Raw genomic sequence first — 14,991 nt, forward strand, 5'->3', positions numbered from 1 at the left:
CGCCATGGCGCCTGACGCCTATACGGCCGCCCGGGTTCACCGGGAGATCAAGCAACTGATCATAGCAGGCAGGTTCCAACCGGGCCTGCCATTGGTCGCCCAGACCCTTGCCGAGAGGTTTGGGACCAGTATTTCCCCAGTCCGCGATGCTTTGAACCGTCTGGTCGGCGAGCGACTTGTCGACATGCAGGGCGGTGGCGGCTTCGCGATTCCGACCCTTAGCAGACGCAGCGCCTTTCATCTCTATAGTTGGCATGCCGACATTGTTCGCCTGATCGTGAAGGTGATGATCCGTTTCGAGGAAATCGGCGCTCCGCCCGTCGCCCTAGTCAGCAAGACAGCCGATGGTGCTGCCATCGCGGCCGCTGCGGCCGAGTTCTTCTCCTTGCTGGCAGGCTGTTCGCCCAATGGCGAGCATCTCGACGCCATCATCCAGGCCGGAGAGCGACTCGCCATCCTGCGTCTCCATGAGGGTGGCATCGGGCGGCAGGGTGAAGAACTCGCGACGCTTTGGAATGTCACCCGTTCGGGCAACAGAAATGCGACGCGTATCGCAATGTGGCAATATCACCGTCGACGTCTGTTACGCGCTGATGAGATTTCATTGGCTGCCACCAGAGGAGTGAGGATTTAGCAGCGGCGCTAAATGAACGGCTTAACAAGCCGAAGACTAAACGACTGTGAGTCGATTGACGGATCAAGCTTATAAGCTCTCAGAATGGGAGCATATAAGATCGGATATATGTCATCTGCCGCCTACCATTATGGACGCCGCAAATAGTGCGGCTTTGTGATGGAGATGAACATGACGAACATCATCGAACATGACGAACTGGTCGTCGATCTGGGCGCTGCCTCGGTCGTGACCATGGGTGCCGGCGTCGGCAACGCCGACAGTCTGGGCACCGAAATCCGGCAAATGGGCATTGCCGACGACTGATCGTGGAAAGGCGCGCATCCCTGGCGATGCGCGCCTTTCTTCTCGCCACTCAGCAATAGGTGCGAGCATGGCTTACAGGCTTCGCGACGGTCTTCATTTTTGCGTGTCCGACGGCCGCACGATATTCTTCGATGTGCCCGGCGACCGCTATTTCGCGCTCAAACCGGAATGGGACAGCGCCTTTCAAAAATTCTCGCAAGATGAAAAGCCCGTGCCTGAACTTGCGGAGCTGGAGCGCGCGCGCATTCTCATCCGCTGCGATGGCGCCTGCGCGCCAATCCGCCCGGCTGCTATCGAAAGGCCAACCAGGGATTTCAGTCTTAAACCGTCATCGCCCTTTGTTCGCTATGCGATGCGATGCATCCTCTGCCAGCTTCGCGCAATTGTGTGGCTGCGCCTGTCCAGTTTTGAGGTGATTATCAACCGACTTGGGACGCGCCATCCGGCCAATACCGCCAACCGCGCGGAGGATTTCATAGGCTTTAGCCAGGCATTTGCTGCGACTGCGCCATTGCGCCCCCGGCATCGCCATTGCCTCTCAAGCTCGATCGCCTATGTCGATATGGTCCGTGCATCTGGCATGGCCGCGACGTTGGTGATGGGCGTAAGTGCCCAACCTTTCTCTGCGCATTGCTGGGTGCAGTCCGGCGATACCGTCCTCAATGACCGACTTGAGAATATTCGACCCTTCCAACCAATTTTTTGCGTCTGATGCTGCGTCAGTTTCTCATATTTTCGAGTTCGGCGCAGGTTGCGCTCGACGGGCTGATCCAGCGAGCGCAGAGCGCGACCGGCCTGCGTCACGCCATCCAGCAACAAGGGCTCGCGATCCTTGTCCGATCGATCGAGGATGTTCTGATCATACCGGGTGGCAGGGGATATATCCTTGGCACCCTGTTTGCAAAATATGGGCCTGCCAGCAGAATAGCACCTGACGATCTGCAATGGCTCGAGCCTTTGGCGCAATCTGATCCTAAAGGGTCGCTGCGTGACCGCTTTTGGGGTGGATATGTCGCCCTGCTTGCCGATGGCGGCGGTTTGACAATGATGCGGGATCCCTCCGGCGCGATGCCCTGCTATATTATCCCGCTATCGGGTGGCTGGGCAGCGGCGTCCGACGTATCTCTCTTCGTGTCCGCCGGTATTTTGAAGCCGACAATCGCTTGGGACAAAATACCGCGTTATCTCGCTGCAAAAGATTTGCCTGCTACAAGGACGGCCATTCAACATGTTCGGGAGATTTTGCCGGGAACCTATGAGCGTCTTGAGGACGAGCAGAGCAGTGTAACTAGCTTCTGGTCACCCTGGGACCATATATCGCCGGTAGAGCGGCCTGGCGCGGCGGCGATGGAGGAGCGCCTAAAGCGGACTGTGGATCATTGCGTTGCATCATGGGCGTCAACCACAGGCGCTGCACTCCTGACCTTGTCGGGTGGCCTTGATTCATCAATTGTCGCCTCGGCTTTGAGAACAAGCAAAAGGCCCTTTAGCTGTGTTACGATCAGCACCGGGGATGGGCTTGGGAATGAACGGGACTATGCCCATGCTATGGCCAGCGCTGTCGGTGCTTCTCTGATCGAGGCGCACTATGATTTGGCTGACATCGACCTTTCCGTGTCGAGCGCCAGACATTTTCCCAAGCCGATTGGCCTGATCCATGAGACCGCTTTTCACGCCGCCGCGATGCGTGTGGCAGGGGTGGCGGAAGCCGATGCAATCTACACCGGCAGTGGCGGAGACAATGTCTTTTACAACAGCAATTCGCTGCGCCCGTTGCTTGATTGCATAAGAGCACGAGGCCTTGGTGCCGACGCCTTGCGAACATTGCACGATATTGCCGGAAAATTGGAGTTATCGGCATGGACGGTTTTGTGCCAGGCCGTGCGTCAATATCGACAGCTAAAACGCCCCTATGCCTGGCAGTATAATCTCCAATTCATGACGCGTGAGGCCCGGCAAGACATAATGTCCAGGCCGCTATCCCATCCGTGGCTTGAAGAACAGAATGGCGCGCGCGCAGGCAAGGTTGGGCATGTTGCCTTTCTGCTGCGCATCCAGAATCACCTTGAGGGCTATCTGCGCGCCTTCGACATGCCGCTCATAAATCCGCTCATCTCCCAGCCCATTGTCGAACTGGCGCTTGCAATACCCGCCTGGCACATGGTCGAGGGCGGCCGCGACCGCGCCGTCGCACGCAAGGCCTATCATGATGCATTGCCGCCGATCATCCGGGACCGGCGGCGCAAGGGCAGTCCGAGCAGTTTTGCAATCGCTCTTCTCCGCAGCAAAAGGAAGGAAGTTTGCGACCGCCTGATGGACGGCCAGCTGGTCGCGCGGGGCATGGTTGATGCCGACACTCTAGCCGTGGCCTTGGCATCCGATTCCGGCTTAGAGCTGAGCTATATGCGCCTATCGGCTCTGCTCGACATGGAAGCTTGGATCGAACAATGGCGCGGATGATGTAGCGGCTATGTAGCGCGCTGAGCATCTAATCCGATGTCGGCAAATGTATTGGGTCTTGTTTCCAATCTCTCCTCATCTGCGCCCAGCGCGACGCTTCCTCACGCTCGATGCCATCGGCGGGCATCTTGTCCATCAGCCAGAAATCGAACCATCGTAGATTGCGGCGATAGACGTTCAGGCGGTGGATTGGCTGGCGCTTGATATGGAGTTCGTCAGGGAAGATATAGACATCAACCGGACTATTGGCAGCGCGCAGCGCGCGTACGGCTTCCAGCGTGGGGTAAAGCTCACCATCAGCCACTTGCATGAGAATGGGGAAAGCAACGCGGCTGGCATTGCGGGAAAGCGACATTTGCGACCAGATGGCTGAACTGGCGTCTGGCGAAGCGGGCCAGCCTATGCTTTGATAATGTTGCTGGATGGCGGCACCCAGAAGCCAGGTCTGGGAGGGCTCCCAGCAGCAGCCGCTAATCGATGCAGCCTTGAACATTTGGCTGTGCAGCGCCGCAAATTGTGTCGTTGTCGAGCCGTCACTGAGTCCAGTAATCCCGATCCTGTCCGGATCGACCAGGCCTGCGTCGATCAACTCCAAGACCTTGGTCTCTATGGTCGACAGGATATTGCGTCGTGCGAAAAAGTCGGCATTTTCGCGCCTTTGCCGTTCAAGTGGCGTAAGATGCTTGGCGGAGACGGGCGATTGGGGGCGCTCGATGTTGAGGACCAGATATCCTGCCTTTGCGAAAAGCTGGATGGGGAATTCATCGCCCGTGCCCCCGCGCAGAAATCCCCTACTTTCATATTGGGTGATAATCAGCGGATAGCGGCGGCTCGGCTGGAATGTCGGTGGATAGACAAGATCGCCAAAGCTGCGGATTCCCATCGCATTGGTCCATTGCAGCCGCTCAACTCTACCGCGGATGATCATTGCATAATCGGGATTTGGCTCGAAGATGGGCCTGCTCTTGCCGTCCTGCAGACTGATCCTGTCTATATATCGGGGCCGGGTCGCGTTTTCGCGCACACACAGGGCATCATCGTCGATGGGTACGCATCCCCTGAGTAGGTCGCTCGTCTGGAAAAGGCGGGCAGGATCTGTGTCGCCGCCCTTCCATTCGTAAATGGCAGCGAGGCTTCGGCCCCATCCTTCTCGCCGTACGAACCGGATATGTCCGGCCTGCGTGACCCATGGCTGACCTTCGATGTCGGTGCAGCTGGCGCGGCGACAAAACTGCGCCGCCGTCCCGAACACCATATGGATCCGGCTCATACCCTCGGCATCCGCTTTGACATCGACCATTATCGCGCCGCTGCGCAGAGCCGCGGATCGATCGTTGGTGAAGGCGGCGATCTCCGCCTGGGTTGCTGGCCCGCGAGCGCTGCCGTCCAGATCCACTCTATAAAAACGATAGGAAGCACCACCGCGCGGAAAGGGCGCGCGCGACGCGAATGGAAAGAAGCGATCATCGAGACGGTAGCCCCGTGCCGCTTCCTGGTTCAGCTCTTCCGTCGACGAACCATCCGCGCGCTGCTTGTACACCAGGCTTTTGCCGTCGGCCCCGAAGCGAAAATCGACGATATCATCTTCTGGTGCTGCGACGGGGCGACTATGGCCCCCCACATCCCAACGCCACAATTGCAACCGATCATTGACGAGCTTCAGAAAAGCCAGATTGTCTCCGTTTGAAGACCATAAAGGCGTGATGACCTTGGTGATGCCAGTAGGAAATCCTCGCGTGCCAAAGAAATTATCATAGCGCCAGAAGGCGACGCCGGGTCCCGCGTCGATCAGCGATGCTTGCCCATCCTGGTTGACGATATAGATGCCGGAGCAATAGCTGTTGGACCTCCCGTCGGCCCTTCGCACGGCAACAGCGAGGCGTGATTGATCGGGCGAGAGGGTAAAAACAGGATCGCTTTCCATCCCGCCATTGGAGCCGATATCCAGAGTCTCGATGAGATCGGTGGCCTCGATGGGGCGAGTGGCTCCCGCCGGCCGGCGAATCTCTAACATCTTCGCGCAATCCAGATCCGCAGCTACGACCGGCAGGGCGGCCGTAGCTGCGCCAGCAAGGCTCATCGCGAGGGAGATGAGCATTACCAGGCCTTGGAAAGGGTAAGACTGATGGTGCGCCCGATCGCGGGATAATTTGTCGCATCATAATTGGGCAGGGCGACGCTTGTCGTGCGAATAAGCGACGGCTTCCGATTCAGGATGTTCTGGCTCGCAAGTAGGAATGACCAACCAGCCCAGAGGCCGCTACCGTGAGGCTTCCAACCAATGGTGGCGTCAGCCGAATGAAAGGCTTTGACCCGGTAGGTCGTGCTGGTTCGGCTGTCTTTGGTGCCGCCAAGATAATTATAGGCGATCGCTATGCTTATCTCGCCGCGCTTCCAGCTAGCGTTCGCGCTCCCGCGCCAGTGCGGTGGCCGGAATATGGTGCCGGCCTGTTCGAAGACGGGTTGCCCCGCGCTTAGCTGCTGATCGCTTTTGAGGTAGCTTGCATTGGCTTCAAGCTTGAAATCGCTGCTGCCGGTAAAGAAAGCATAGGCGATCGAACTATCCACCCCCTGAATATGTTGACGGGCGACATTCTGATATCCGGTGTAGACGATCGCAGCAAGATTTGCAGGATCATAAGCGGCGCCACTTAGATTTTGAACGCCGAGCGGCAGGCTGGCAGTTGCCGCCAATACCTGATCGAGGGTCGGATTGAGAATGATGAGGTCGGCATATTCGTCCCTGAATGCCTGCGAACTGGACGCTATGGGATAGGTTACGCGGTTTTTGTAGCGGACGTCGAAGAAACTGGCCTCGAGTTTCAGACCCGCTATCGATGAAGGCTCCAACTGGACGGTGAATGTAAGGGTCCTGGCCTTTTCAGGCTCCAGCGCCTTTCGACTTCCGTCGATCTGCAGAACATTTTCGTTGGTTGGAGGCGCTGGCAGGTATCGGCTTGAAGCGTAAAGCGTTGCCTGCGGAGCGATATTTAATTGGCTGAGCGTCGGCGCCTTGAACGATTTCCCCCACGCAGCCTTGAGCGTCAGATCGGCGATCGGCTGATAGGCAATGCCAAGCTTGGGTGTCGCAAGGCTGCCCATCTGGTCATAGCGTTCATATCGCAACGCGCCGGTGATCTCCAGCGCGTGAATGAGGGGCAATGCATTTGCGCCAGCGATGAGCGGCAGAAACATCTCGCCATAAGCGAATAGAGCGGTCTGCGAGTCTGTATAATTTTGGATGGCAAAGGTTGCAGTTGACGTCGTTCTGAAGATCGAGCCATCCAGGCCGTTGGCACGCAGTCCGGCCCCCAGCGCGACACGTGCGTCGCCACCCGGTAAGGCAAAGAGAGGGCCTTCACTGCTGAACTCTGCTGACCAAAGGTCATTCTTGTAGCGCACATCGTTGACGAACAACCGGCTGCTGCCTGAGAAGACTTCCGCCTTGACCCCGCTATCGCTGATAGCGCGCGTGAAGCGGGCGGTCATTTCCCAGTCGGCAGGCAGGTGGAAGGTGAGGGAAGGGCTGATCGACCAACTCTCGACGTCCGGGGAGGCGGTGGCGCCGGACTGAATATTCGTGCCGCTGCCATTGGGCAGTGAGAAACGGGATTTACGGCGGATATAGTGGGCATCGAGCCCGAACTCCATGACGTCGCCCAAGGATTGATGGCCTGCAACCACAGCGCTCAATTGCTTGTTTGACGGAAATATGGTCATTTCAGGGTTCACATCGCCATGCGTGTAGGAACGCTGGCCGGCAGAGACGTCGGTCGCCTTGGCGAAATCGCCGGCGATCATGATGCCGCCGCTATTCCATCGGCGACCCGTCACGCCGCTATATTGCTGCTGAAACGCCCCGCCATCGGTCGCGCCGCCAATTCTCGCGCTGGTTTCCAGGCCGTCGAAATCGCGGCGGAGGATAATGTTGGCGACGCCGCCGACCGCATCGGAACCATAAAGTGCCGATGCGCCGTCAGCGACAATTTCGACCCGCTCGATCGCGGCCAGCGGGATAGCCGAGATATCGATGCCCTGGCTCACCGCGTCATAGGCAAGCCGATGTCCGTTGAGCAGGGTGAGCGTAGCGTCTGCGCCCAGTCCCCTGAGGTTAAGGGCGGACGACGACGTGACATTTTCCGAACCATTCTGCCGAGCGGACACCACGCCTGGGTTCTGGCCGCCATTATAATTTTGCGGGATGCTGCGTGCGAATGATCCAAGGTCGCTATGGCCGAGCTCGACGATTTTCTCGCGGCTCGCCGAGATTACCGGAGATGTTGGCTTCGCGCCGCGAATGCGGGATCCGGTGACCGACAGTTCGATGTCCGTCGCGCTGGTTACCGCCTCGCGCGACGGCGCTTCTCGCCCCCGCAGGGTGATGGTGCGCTCCCTGATGTCAGCGGTGAGGCCCGAAGGCGCGAGGAGGGCGGCTACAGCGTCTTCGAGCGTGTAGGCCCCGGCGAGAGACGGGGCGCGACGACCCTTGAGCGACCGGCCGTCGGCAACGAGTTGATAATCGCTCATCCTGGCTATGGCGCGCAGCGCATCGCCAAGATCCTGCTCAGGCAGATCGTAGCTTTTGGGTGCTTCCTGGGCATGGATCTGGGGAACCAGAATGCACATGGAAAGTGCAACGCCGCTGAGAAGTGCAATTTTACCGATACGCATGAAACTTGCCCCCTTGTTCCGCAGGGCCTCTTATTGAGGCTCAGAACGGAAGACGGGCGCGTGCCTATCTAAAGCTGCAATGCGTCATTATTTTTCGGCGGTGAGCAGCAATATGTCTTTCTGGGTTCGTTCGATCTTGAGGTTGAGAAAGCCGCTCAAGGCTTGGGCAACGCGCTCAATATTGCGGATTTCGATGTCAGCGAAAATCTCGCGCGCGCCCAGGGTCGGCTGGGCCAGAAAGATCTTGGTCTCGCTATAGCTGTTTGCTTCGGCGATGACGTCGCTGATCGGGACATAATCATAGCTCTTCACGCCGCTCACCCATTGCTGCTCTGACGGTTTGGCAGAATTGACGGAAAAATCCGGGATTTGTCCAGCCTTGAGCGTCAATAGCTGGCCGGAATGCAATGTAAGGGCTTTGGGCCGCTCGCGAGAGAAAGTGCGGGGTAGTGTGACATTGACCTCGCCTTCGATGGCATGAACGCGCGTGCGCTCACGGGTCGTCATGTCGAACTGGCCGACGCCTGCCGTCACCTCAATGCCGCGGCCATGGACCATGAACGGCCTTGCCGTCTGGCTGGCAACGGTGAAGCGGGCACGTCCACGCTTGAGTTCGATCGTGCGGCGCTCGGCAGTATATCCGACCAGAACCAAGGTGTCGGTATCCAATAAGATAGAGCTGCCATCTTCAAGGCGCTCCGTGCGCACCTCGCCGACCCGCGTCTCCAGCGGCGTGCGCGCCTCGCTCTGCCCGATCAGCGAGGGAGGCCCATCGGTTGAACGCCAAAGCAGAGCCGTTGCCGCAAGAAGGCAAAGCGCCACTGATGCGGCGAGGAGAAGCCGTGGTTGACGGCTTTCCACTTTTCGCGTCTGGTGCAGGAGAGGCCCGCGCGAATGCGTTTGGGCCGCGGCTTGGCTTGCCTGCTGCACGGTGTCTACCACGCGCAGATAGGCGAGCTTACGGGATGGGTTTTCGGCGATCCAGACGTCAAAGGCACGCTGATGCGGACCCAGCCTGTCGAGATTCCTGGGGTCTGGCACGGCGTCCACGTCGGCCATGATGAGCATGGCCCATTCATGGGCATCGCGCGATCCTTCGTGGGGATCCTGATCAGCAGGCTGGTCAGTCATCATTCGCCTCGCGATAGGCTGTAACATGGCGAATGGCTTTGAGCATCTGTTTCTGCACGACCCAGAGCGGAAGATCGAGCTCCGCTGCAATCGCGACATAGGTCTGACCTTCGACCCGATTGCGCATGAAGATATCGAGCGTTTGTGGCGGAAGTTGGTTGAGGATCAGCGTCCAGCGCGCCAGATCTTGCTTTGCCTGCAACTCGCGATGGGTGTCGGATGGGGCAATTGCATGCAGGCCATCGTCGAGCGGCTTGGTGCGTTTCGACAACAGGGTCGATCCGCGCTCGACGAAATCGCGCAGCAGGTTCGTCGCGATGCGCGTGAGGTAAGCCTGCGGGCTGGCAAGCGCTTGTGCGGGCGCTGCGCGCACGAATCGGGTGAAGCTTTCCTGGGCGAGTTCGTCGGCATCGGCCTGATTGCCAAGCTGGCGCGCGAAGAAGCGCATGAGGCGGGGCTTCTCCCTTGTGTAGAATTCCGGGAAGCTGAACCTGCCGGAATCTCTGGTTATGACCGGATCGCGCAGGCGATCCTCGCTTCTGCCCTGGCTCATTCGTCGCACCTATGTCCTCTCGGGGCGACGGCCAAAGCCGGATGTTAGTAACCTGGCATACACACAGGCGCATGCGCCTTTACCGTTGCCGGCTGGACATACGCGCATGCCACCCGGCCCCAGTGAAACTGCGACCGAGCTGTATATGCAGGGGTTACTAAGCCCCACTTCTGCGCTTTCAACAGAAGCGGGGCTACCTTGCCGGATTGGCGGGGCAGCGCAACCCCCTAAGAAACCCATTATGACGTTTTTACGAAGCGAATTAGCAGCTGAAGCAGGGGGTGGGCGACTGCCCGCTGCGCGGGCATCGCGCTCGTGTCGGCACGGCGTGCCGCCGCGCCGACCGGGCTCGGCTGCGCCGATCCCGGCCCTACGGGCGGTGATCGCTGTCGCAGCGGTGAGGGCGGGGTGTGAAGCTGGGAGGTGGCGAGGAGAAAGAGGGTAGGGGACAGGCAGGACGCGTGATGCCTCCCGCACGGGAAACAGCATTTCCAGGGGTTAGAAGGGGAGGGAGAGTGGGTTGGGTGTCCCTGGAGGGACTGAACCCGATTTGCGGAGTGTCCTGATGTGACCTATCTAACTGTCCTGCGCCAGGCATTGGCGAAATTGATTTTGTGCCTTCAAAACCTGGCGGACGATGACCGTTGCTGCGCGCGGATCGACCGCTATCTCGATACTGTTGACCTGCAGATGATAGCCGAACCGATTGGCCCTGGGGGCAGCGAGGAAGCTGCGCGGATCAGGCAAGTTGTCGCCGGAATGGAGCCGCTGACGCGCGGCATACTCATTCTTGTCGTCGGACGAAAAATGAGCGTGGCCGAAGTATCACGGCGTTTTGGAATGCGCGAGGAGCGGGTGTGTCGACATTACCGGGCAGCCGTGGGCGAGGTGGCGGCGCGTTGCGAGGCGAACGGTGTGAGGTAAATCGCTGGCCCGCCTGTTGAGCAGCTAGACGGCAAGGACTGGGACTTTCCGGGCTGTCCGCTTCGGAGCGCTCCATCGGAATAAGCTGCCGTTCAGGGATCCCGTCGTGCGCATTTTTGAGGAAGAGCGTCGGGCAATTGGAGACAGCCCGGCTGAGGGTGGCTGTCGTTAAAAGGAGATATGTATCGTGGCGGCTAATCGCCTTGTCGATTGGAGATCAGACTAACACTCACCGCAGATAGCTCCAGAATGATGACATTTGCCTCCTTGTTAGACAATGATAAGCGGGCAACAATCTAGGCGCGGGCCGGTAGGAGCGATCGCTGTTTAACAGGCGGTCGAACTGCTAATATCGGGGCGCAGCACGCGGGGGGATTATGAAGCTGAGCGCCGTTTCGATACGTAATTTCCGACGCTTGGAAGCCGTCGCAATCGACATTGAGGACAAGGAGACTATCTTCGTCGGACCCAACAACAGCGGAAAGACATCGGCGACCGCGATCTTTCGCTCATTTCTCGGCGACCGAGACTTTAAAATCCACGATTTCGCGGTTGCTAGGATGGCGGATTTCGACGCCTTCGGGGCTGATGACGAAGCCACCTCGCTGCCGGAAATATCACTCGACCTCTGGTTCACGATCGATCCGAACACGATCGCCTTCGGGCGGGTTTTCACTTTGCTTCCAAAATTGTCGGACTTCACTCGGGTCGGCATCCGGCTGTCATACGGCGTCGAGGAGCCAAAAAAGCTGCGAGATCAATATTTCGCCGCTTACCCCGCCGATGCCGACGGGAGTCGGGCGAAAACGCTTTCCCAGTATCTGTCGACTGATAACAATCTGAGCCGACATTCCGCCGTGCGATATGCATCGCTGGAGGAAAGGGCCGTCGAAGGCGGCGGACTGGAGGTGCATGCTAACCAGCTGGATCCCGACGAGGGCCGTCGCCTACTTAAGCATCTCATTCGAGTCGATTTTGTCGATGCGCAGCGGAATATCAATGACGATGACAGCAGCCGTAGCAATCGGCTCTCGTCCGCCTTCGCCTCTTACTATCGAAAGAATCTGGAGCAGACAGACCATGCTGCGGAAGCGCATCGGGTCATCGACGAGAACAATCAGAAGCTCACCGAGCATTACGCGAAGCAGTTCGATCCGCTGATCAGCCTGATCAAAGATCTTGGCGTGCCGTCGATCAACGATCGCGAGCTGCGAATCATATCGTCGCTCAGTCCGGAGACCGCGCTACGCGGCAATACCGAGTTGCTCTACGTCGATCCCGGGCGCGCGCATGAACTGCCGGAACTCTACAACGGGCTGGGGTTCAAGAACCTCATATATATGGCCATTCAGGCCAGACATTTTCACTCGCAGTGGCTCCTTACCGCCGAGAATCGCCCGCTCTGTCACCTCATCTTCATCGAGGAGCCCGAGGTGCATCTCCACGCTCAGGTCCAGCAGACCTTCATTGCGAACGTGTGGAGCGTGATCGATCAATCCGCGAAGGCGGCGGGGCAGGCAGACCTCGTACCGCAACTGGTGGTCACAACGCACTCGTCCCACATTCTGGATGCGGTCGACTTCGAGAAAGTTCGCTATTTCCAGCGTTGCCATCTGAGCGGTGAGGTCGCCAATGGCGGTATTCGCAACGCTTCGGACGTTCGAAGCCTGCGGGCCTTTCAGCCCGAGGCAGAGGTCATCGACGGCATACTCGTATCACCCGCTGAATCACTGGCATTCCTGAAACGCTATCTCCGCCTCACTCACTGCGATCTGTTCTTCGCGGATGCCGCTATTCTCGTGGAAGGTGCCGTCGAGAAATTGCTCATGCCGTCGATGATCGAAGCCTCGGCGTCCCGACTGCGGGCGACATACCTGACCGTTCTGGAGGTAGGCGGCGCGTTCGCGCACCGCTTCGAGGGGCTACTGGCGTTTTTGCGGATCCCATATCTGGTCGTGACCGACATCGATTCCGTCGCGCCGACCGGTTATCCGAGTGCTTGCAGAGCCGACGTGCCCGATGCACGGACATCGAACGCAACACTGAAAAAGCTCTGCGTGCAGACAACTATCGGCGGCCTGATGGGGATGGCATCCGCCGACAAGATCAATGTCGCGCAGGATCGCTGTATCGCCTTCCAGACGGATATCACCGTCACCGACGGCGCCGTGCAGCAAGCATTGCGCCCCCGAACGCTGGAGGAGGCGATAGCTTACGAGAATTTCGCGCTCCTACGCGCGGGCACGCTTTCCGTCGGCATCGACATTCCAGAGGTGCTTCCCGACGCTTATCAGGCGATCTATGATCGCATCCGGTCGGACAATTTCAAGAAGACCGACTTTGCCATGAGTCTGTTGGCCGGTGCCACGGCCTGGAAGGTGCCGCTCTACATCGGTGAGGGGCTCGGCTGGCTTGAAACACGCCTGTGCGGGCCAGCGCCGGCACCGAATGCCCCAGCGGGAGTTTGACGATGGCGACATGGGTCGAGAGCGAAGCCGACGCCAGGGTGCGCGATTGCCTCGATGGCCACCGCAGTTTCGCACTGATTGCGGGCGCGGGCTCCGGCAAGACGAGTTCGCTAGTCGAGGCATTGGACCGTGTCCGTGATCGTGAAGGCCGCGCGCTACGGCAGAATGGCCAACGCATCGCCTGCATCACGTTCACGAAGCGTGCGGTCGAGGTGATCAAATCGCGGCTGGGTTTCGACGATCTCTATCTCGTCTCTACGCTGCACGGATTTCTCTGGGAACAGATTGGGCGTTTTCAGGACGACATTCGGGATGCGTTGCGCCTTGACCGGCTGCCGGCCCTGATTCAGAAGGAGCGGGACAAGGACAATGGCGGCAATAGCCGAACCGCGCGCGATGCGCGTGCCAAGGCTGAGCGTCTGGACGGGGAACTTGCCGGCCTCGATGAGGTGAAGGAGTTTCAGTATCGGGATGTCCGGTTCAGCGACTATCCGAAAGGCCGCTTGAGCCATGACGATGTGATCGCGATCGCATCGTATCTTCTGGCTCATAATGCCACCTTTCGGCGGATCACTGGCCTCAGATTTCCCTACATCTTCGTTGACGAAGCCCAAGACACGTTCGAAGGCATTGTCACGGGCCTCAATCTCGTTGGTGTCGGGGAGGGCCTGCCGATCGTCGGCTATTTCGGCGATCCGTGGCAGCAGATCTATGATGAAACCGCCCATTCCTTCGCGCCGCCCGAAGGCGCTGAGACGATCACGAAAACCGAAAATTTCCGGTGCTCCGAGAGCGTCATCCGGCTCCTCAACGCATATCGAAGTGACGTCGAACAATATGCTGCGGGTGACAATAAAGGACGGGAGGGCAGTGTAGAATTCAGGCTAGTCCAGTCTGAGGTGCCTGAGCTTCCCAGAAACCGATATTCTGACGCTCAGATCGAACGGGCGCTGGTCCGGATGGATGCGGCGGTTGCGGACTGGGACTGGCAGGATCGCGATGATGTGATCAAGCTCTTCCTCGTTCGACAGATGATCGCGCGTCGAATGGGGTTTGCCGAGCTCAATCGCTTGTTCAACGGCTCGTATGCCTCATCGCGCGCCGAAGACGACTTCGAAGCCGGCGAGCATTTTCTGCTTGTTCCGCTCACACAAACGATCCTGCCATTGATCACAGCGCGGGGCGATGGCGACAGCCGTGCGATCATCGATATTTTGAGACGCGATAGTCCCGCCTTTGCAGCGGACGGGCCGAACGCGCCGAACACGCTGAAAATGATGATCGACACTTCCAATGCGCTGGTTGGTCAGCTGGCTGACCTCTGGACAACTGGCACGCTCGGCGACCTCCTTCGCTTTTGTCACGAAAGGCAGATTATTCGCACATCCGACAAATTGCGCGAGCATCTCACCCGAGCCCCGCGCGCCGAGGAGTATGACGCCGATGCCCATAGCCTCGACAAGGGTGACTGGCTCGCCGATGCATTTTTCCAGATGGGCGTGGACCAGATCGCGCCTTACGCGACCTTCATCTCCCGCAATACGGCGTTCAGCACCCAGCACGGCGTGAAGGGCGAGGAGTATCCCAAGGTGCTGGTAGTTTATGATGATGTCGAGGCGAACTGGAACAACTACAATTTCACCAAGATCCTCACCCCCGCGACCGCAGGAGAGCCCACCGACGGCCAAAGAGAGCGCGGGCGGAAACTCGCCTATGTCTCGTTCTCCCGTGCGCTGGAGGATCTGCGTGTCTTGCTGTTCACACCCAACCCAGCAGCCGCTCGGACTGAGCTTCTCGAGCGCAAGTTGCTCGAGCCGGATCAAATATCGGTGGTCGAGTGATGG

11 protein-coding genes are annotated in these 14,991 nt (G+C 58.8%); 7 read left to right on the forward strand and 4 right to left on the reverse strand.

The window, feature by feature from the left end; all coding sequences use genetic code 11:
* Positions 1-4: 4 nt before the first annotated feature.
* From AC07X9_RS20070 to AC07X9_RS20085, 4 genes are all read left to right on the forward strand, one after another.
* A complete protein-coding gene (locus tag AC07X9_RS20070) occupies positions 5-634 on the forward strand; it encodes a GntR family transcriptional regulator (RefSeq protein ID WP_086486081.1) in 630 nt (209 codons plus the stop codon).
* Positions 635-805: 171 nt separating this feature from the next.
* The gene (locus AC07X9_RS20075) at positions 806-940 is read left to right on the forward strand and encodes a benenodin family lasso peptide (protein WP_254908118.1); all 135 of its coding nucleotides are present in this window, start codon (positions 806-808) and stop codon (positions 938-940) included.
* A 67-nt stretch (positions 941-1,007) separates the two neighbouring features.
* Complete coding sequence (locus tag AC07X9_RS20080; RefSeq protein ID WP_086486080.1) at positions 1,008-1,652, forward strand: lasso peptide biosynthesis B2 protein; 645 nt, start codon at positions 1,008-1,010, stop codon at positions 1,650-1,652.
* On the forward strand, positions 1,652-3,400 hold the full coding sequence (locus AC07X9_RS20085; protein WP_086486079.1) for an asparagine synthase-related protein: 1,749 nt from the start codon (positions 1,652-1,654) through the stop codon (positions 3,398-3,400). Before AC07X9_RS20080 ends, AC07X9_RS20085 begins: the two co-directional genes overlap by 1 nt.
* A gap of 28 nt (positions 3,401-3,428) precedes the next feature.
* On the opposite strand, the gene AC07X9_RS20090 is transcribed toward AC07X9_RS20085, so the two are convergent.
* The 4 genes from AC07X9_RS20090 to AC07X9_RS20105 all read right to left on the reverse strand — a co-directional run bounded on the left by AC07X9_RS20090 (position 3,429) and on the right by AC07X9_RS20105 (position 9,755).
* Positions 3,429-5,498 carry an Atxe2 family lasso peptide isopeptidase gene (locus AC07X9_RS20090; protein WP_086486078.1) on the reverse strand — a complete coding sequence of 690 codons (2,070 nt, stop codon included), beginning with the start codon at positions 5,496-5,498 and terminating at the stop codon, positions 3,429-3,431.
* Positions 5,498-8,071 (reverse strand): TonB-dependent receptor, encoded by a 2,574-nt coding sequence (locus AC07X9_RS20095; RefSeq protein WP_086486077.1) that lies wholly within the window; start codon positions 8,069-8,071, stop codon positions 5,498-5,500. Before AC07X9_RS20095 ends, AC07X9_RS20090 begins: the two co-directional genes overlap by 1 nt.
* A gap of 87 nt (positions 8,072-8,158) precedes the next feature.
* Positions 8,159-9,205, reverse strand: a complete 1,047-nt coding sequence (locus AC07X9_RS20100) for a FecR family protein (protein WP_086486076.1) — start codon at positions 9,203-9,205, stop codon at positions 8,159-8,161.
* The gene (locus AC07X9_RS20105; protein ID WP_086486075.1) at positions 9,195-9,755 is read right to left on the reverse strand and encodes an RNA polymerase sigma factor; all 561 of its coding nucleotides are present in this window, start codon (positions 9,753-9,755) and stop codon (positions 9,195-9,197) included. Before AC07X9_RS20105 ends, AC07X9_RS20100 begins: the two co-directional genes overlap by 11 nt.
* Before the next feature lie 567 nt (positions 9,756-10,322).
* On the opposite strand from AC07X9_RS20105, the gene AC07X9_RS20110 reads away from it, so the two are divergent.
* From AC07X9_RS20110 to AC07X9_RS20120, 3 genes are all read left to right on the forward strand, one after another.
* Positions 10,323-10,679 carry a hypothetical protein gene (locus AC07X9_RS20110; protein WP_217884268.1) on the forward strand — a complete coding sequence of 119 codons (357 nt, stop codon included), beginning with the start codon at positions 10,323-10,325 and terminating at the stop codon, positions 10,677-10,679.
* Positions 10,680-11,056: 377 nt separating this feature from the next.
* On the forward strand, positions 11,057-13,147 hold the full coding sequence (locus AC07X9_RS20115; RefSeq protein ID WP_086486074.1) for an ATP-dependent nuclease: 2,091 nt from the start codon (positions 11,057-11,059) through the stop codon (positions 13,145-13,147).
* Positions 13,148-13,149: 2 nt separating this feature from the next.
* A complete protein-coding gene (locus tag AC07X9_RS20120) occupies positions 13,150-14,988 on the forward strand; it encodes a UvrD-helicase domain-containing protein (protein WP_086486073.1) in 1,839 nt (612 codons plus the stop codon).
* Positions 14,989-14,991 lie beyond the last annotated feature (3 nt).

The organism is Sphingobium sp. GW456-12-10-14-TSB1 (assembly GCF_059424385.1).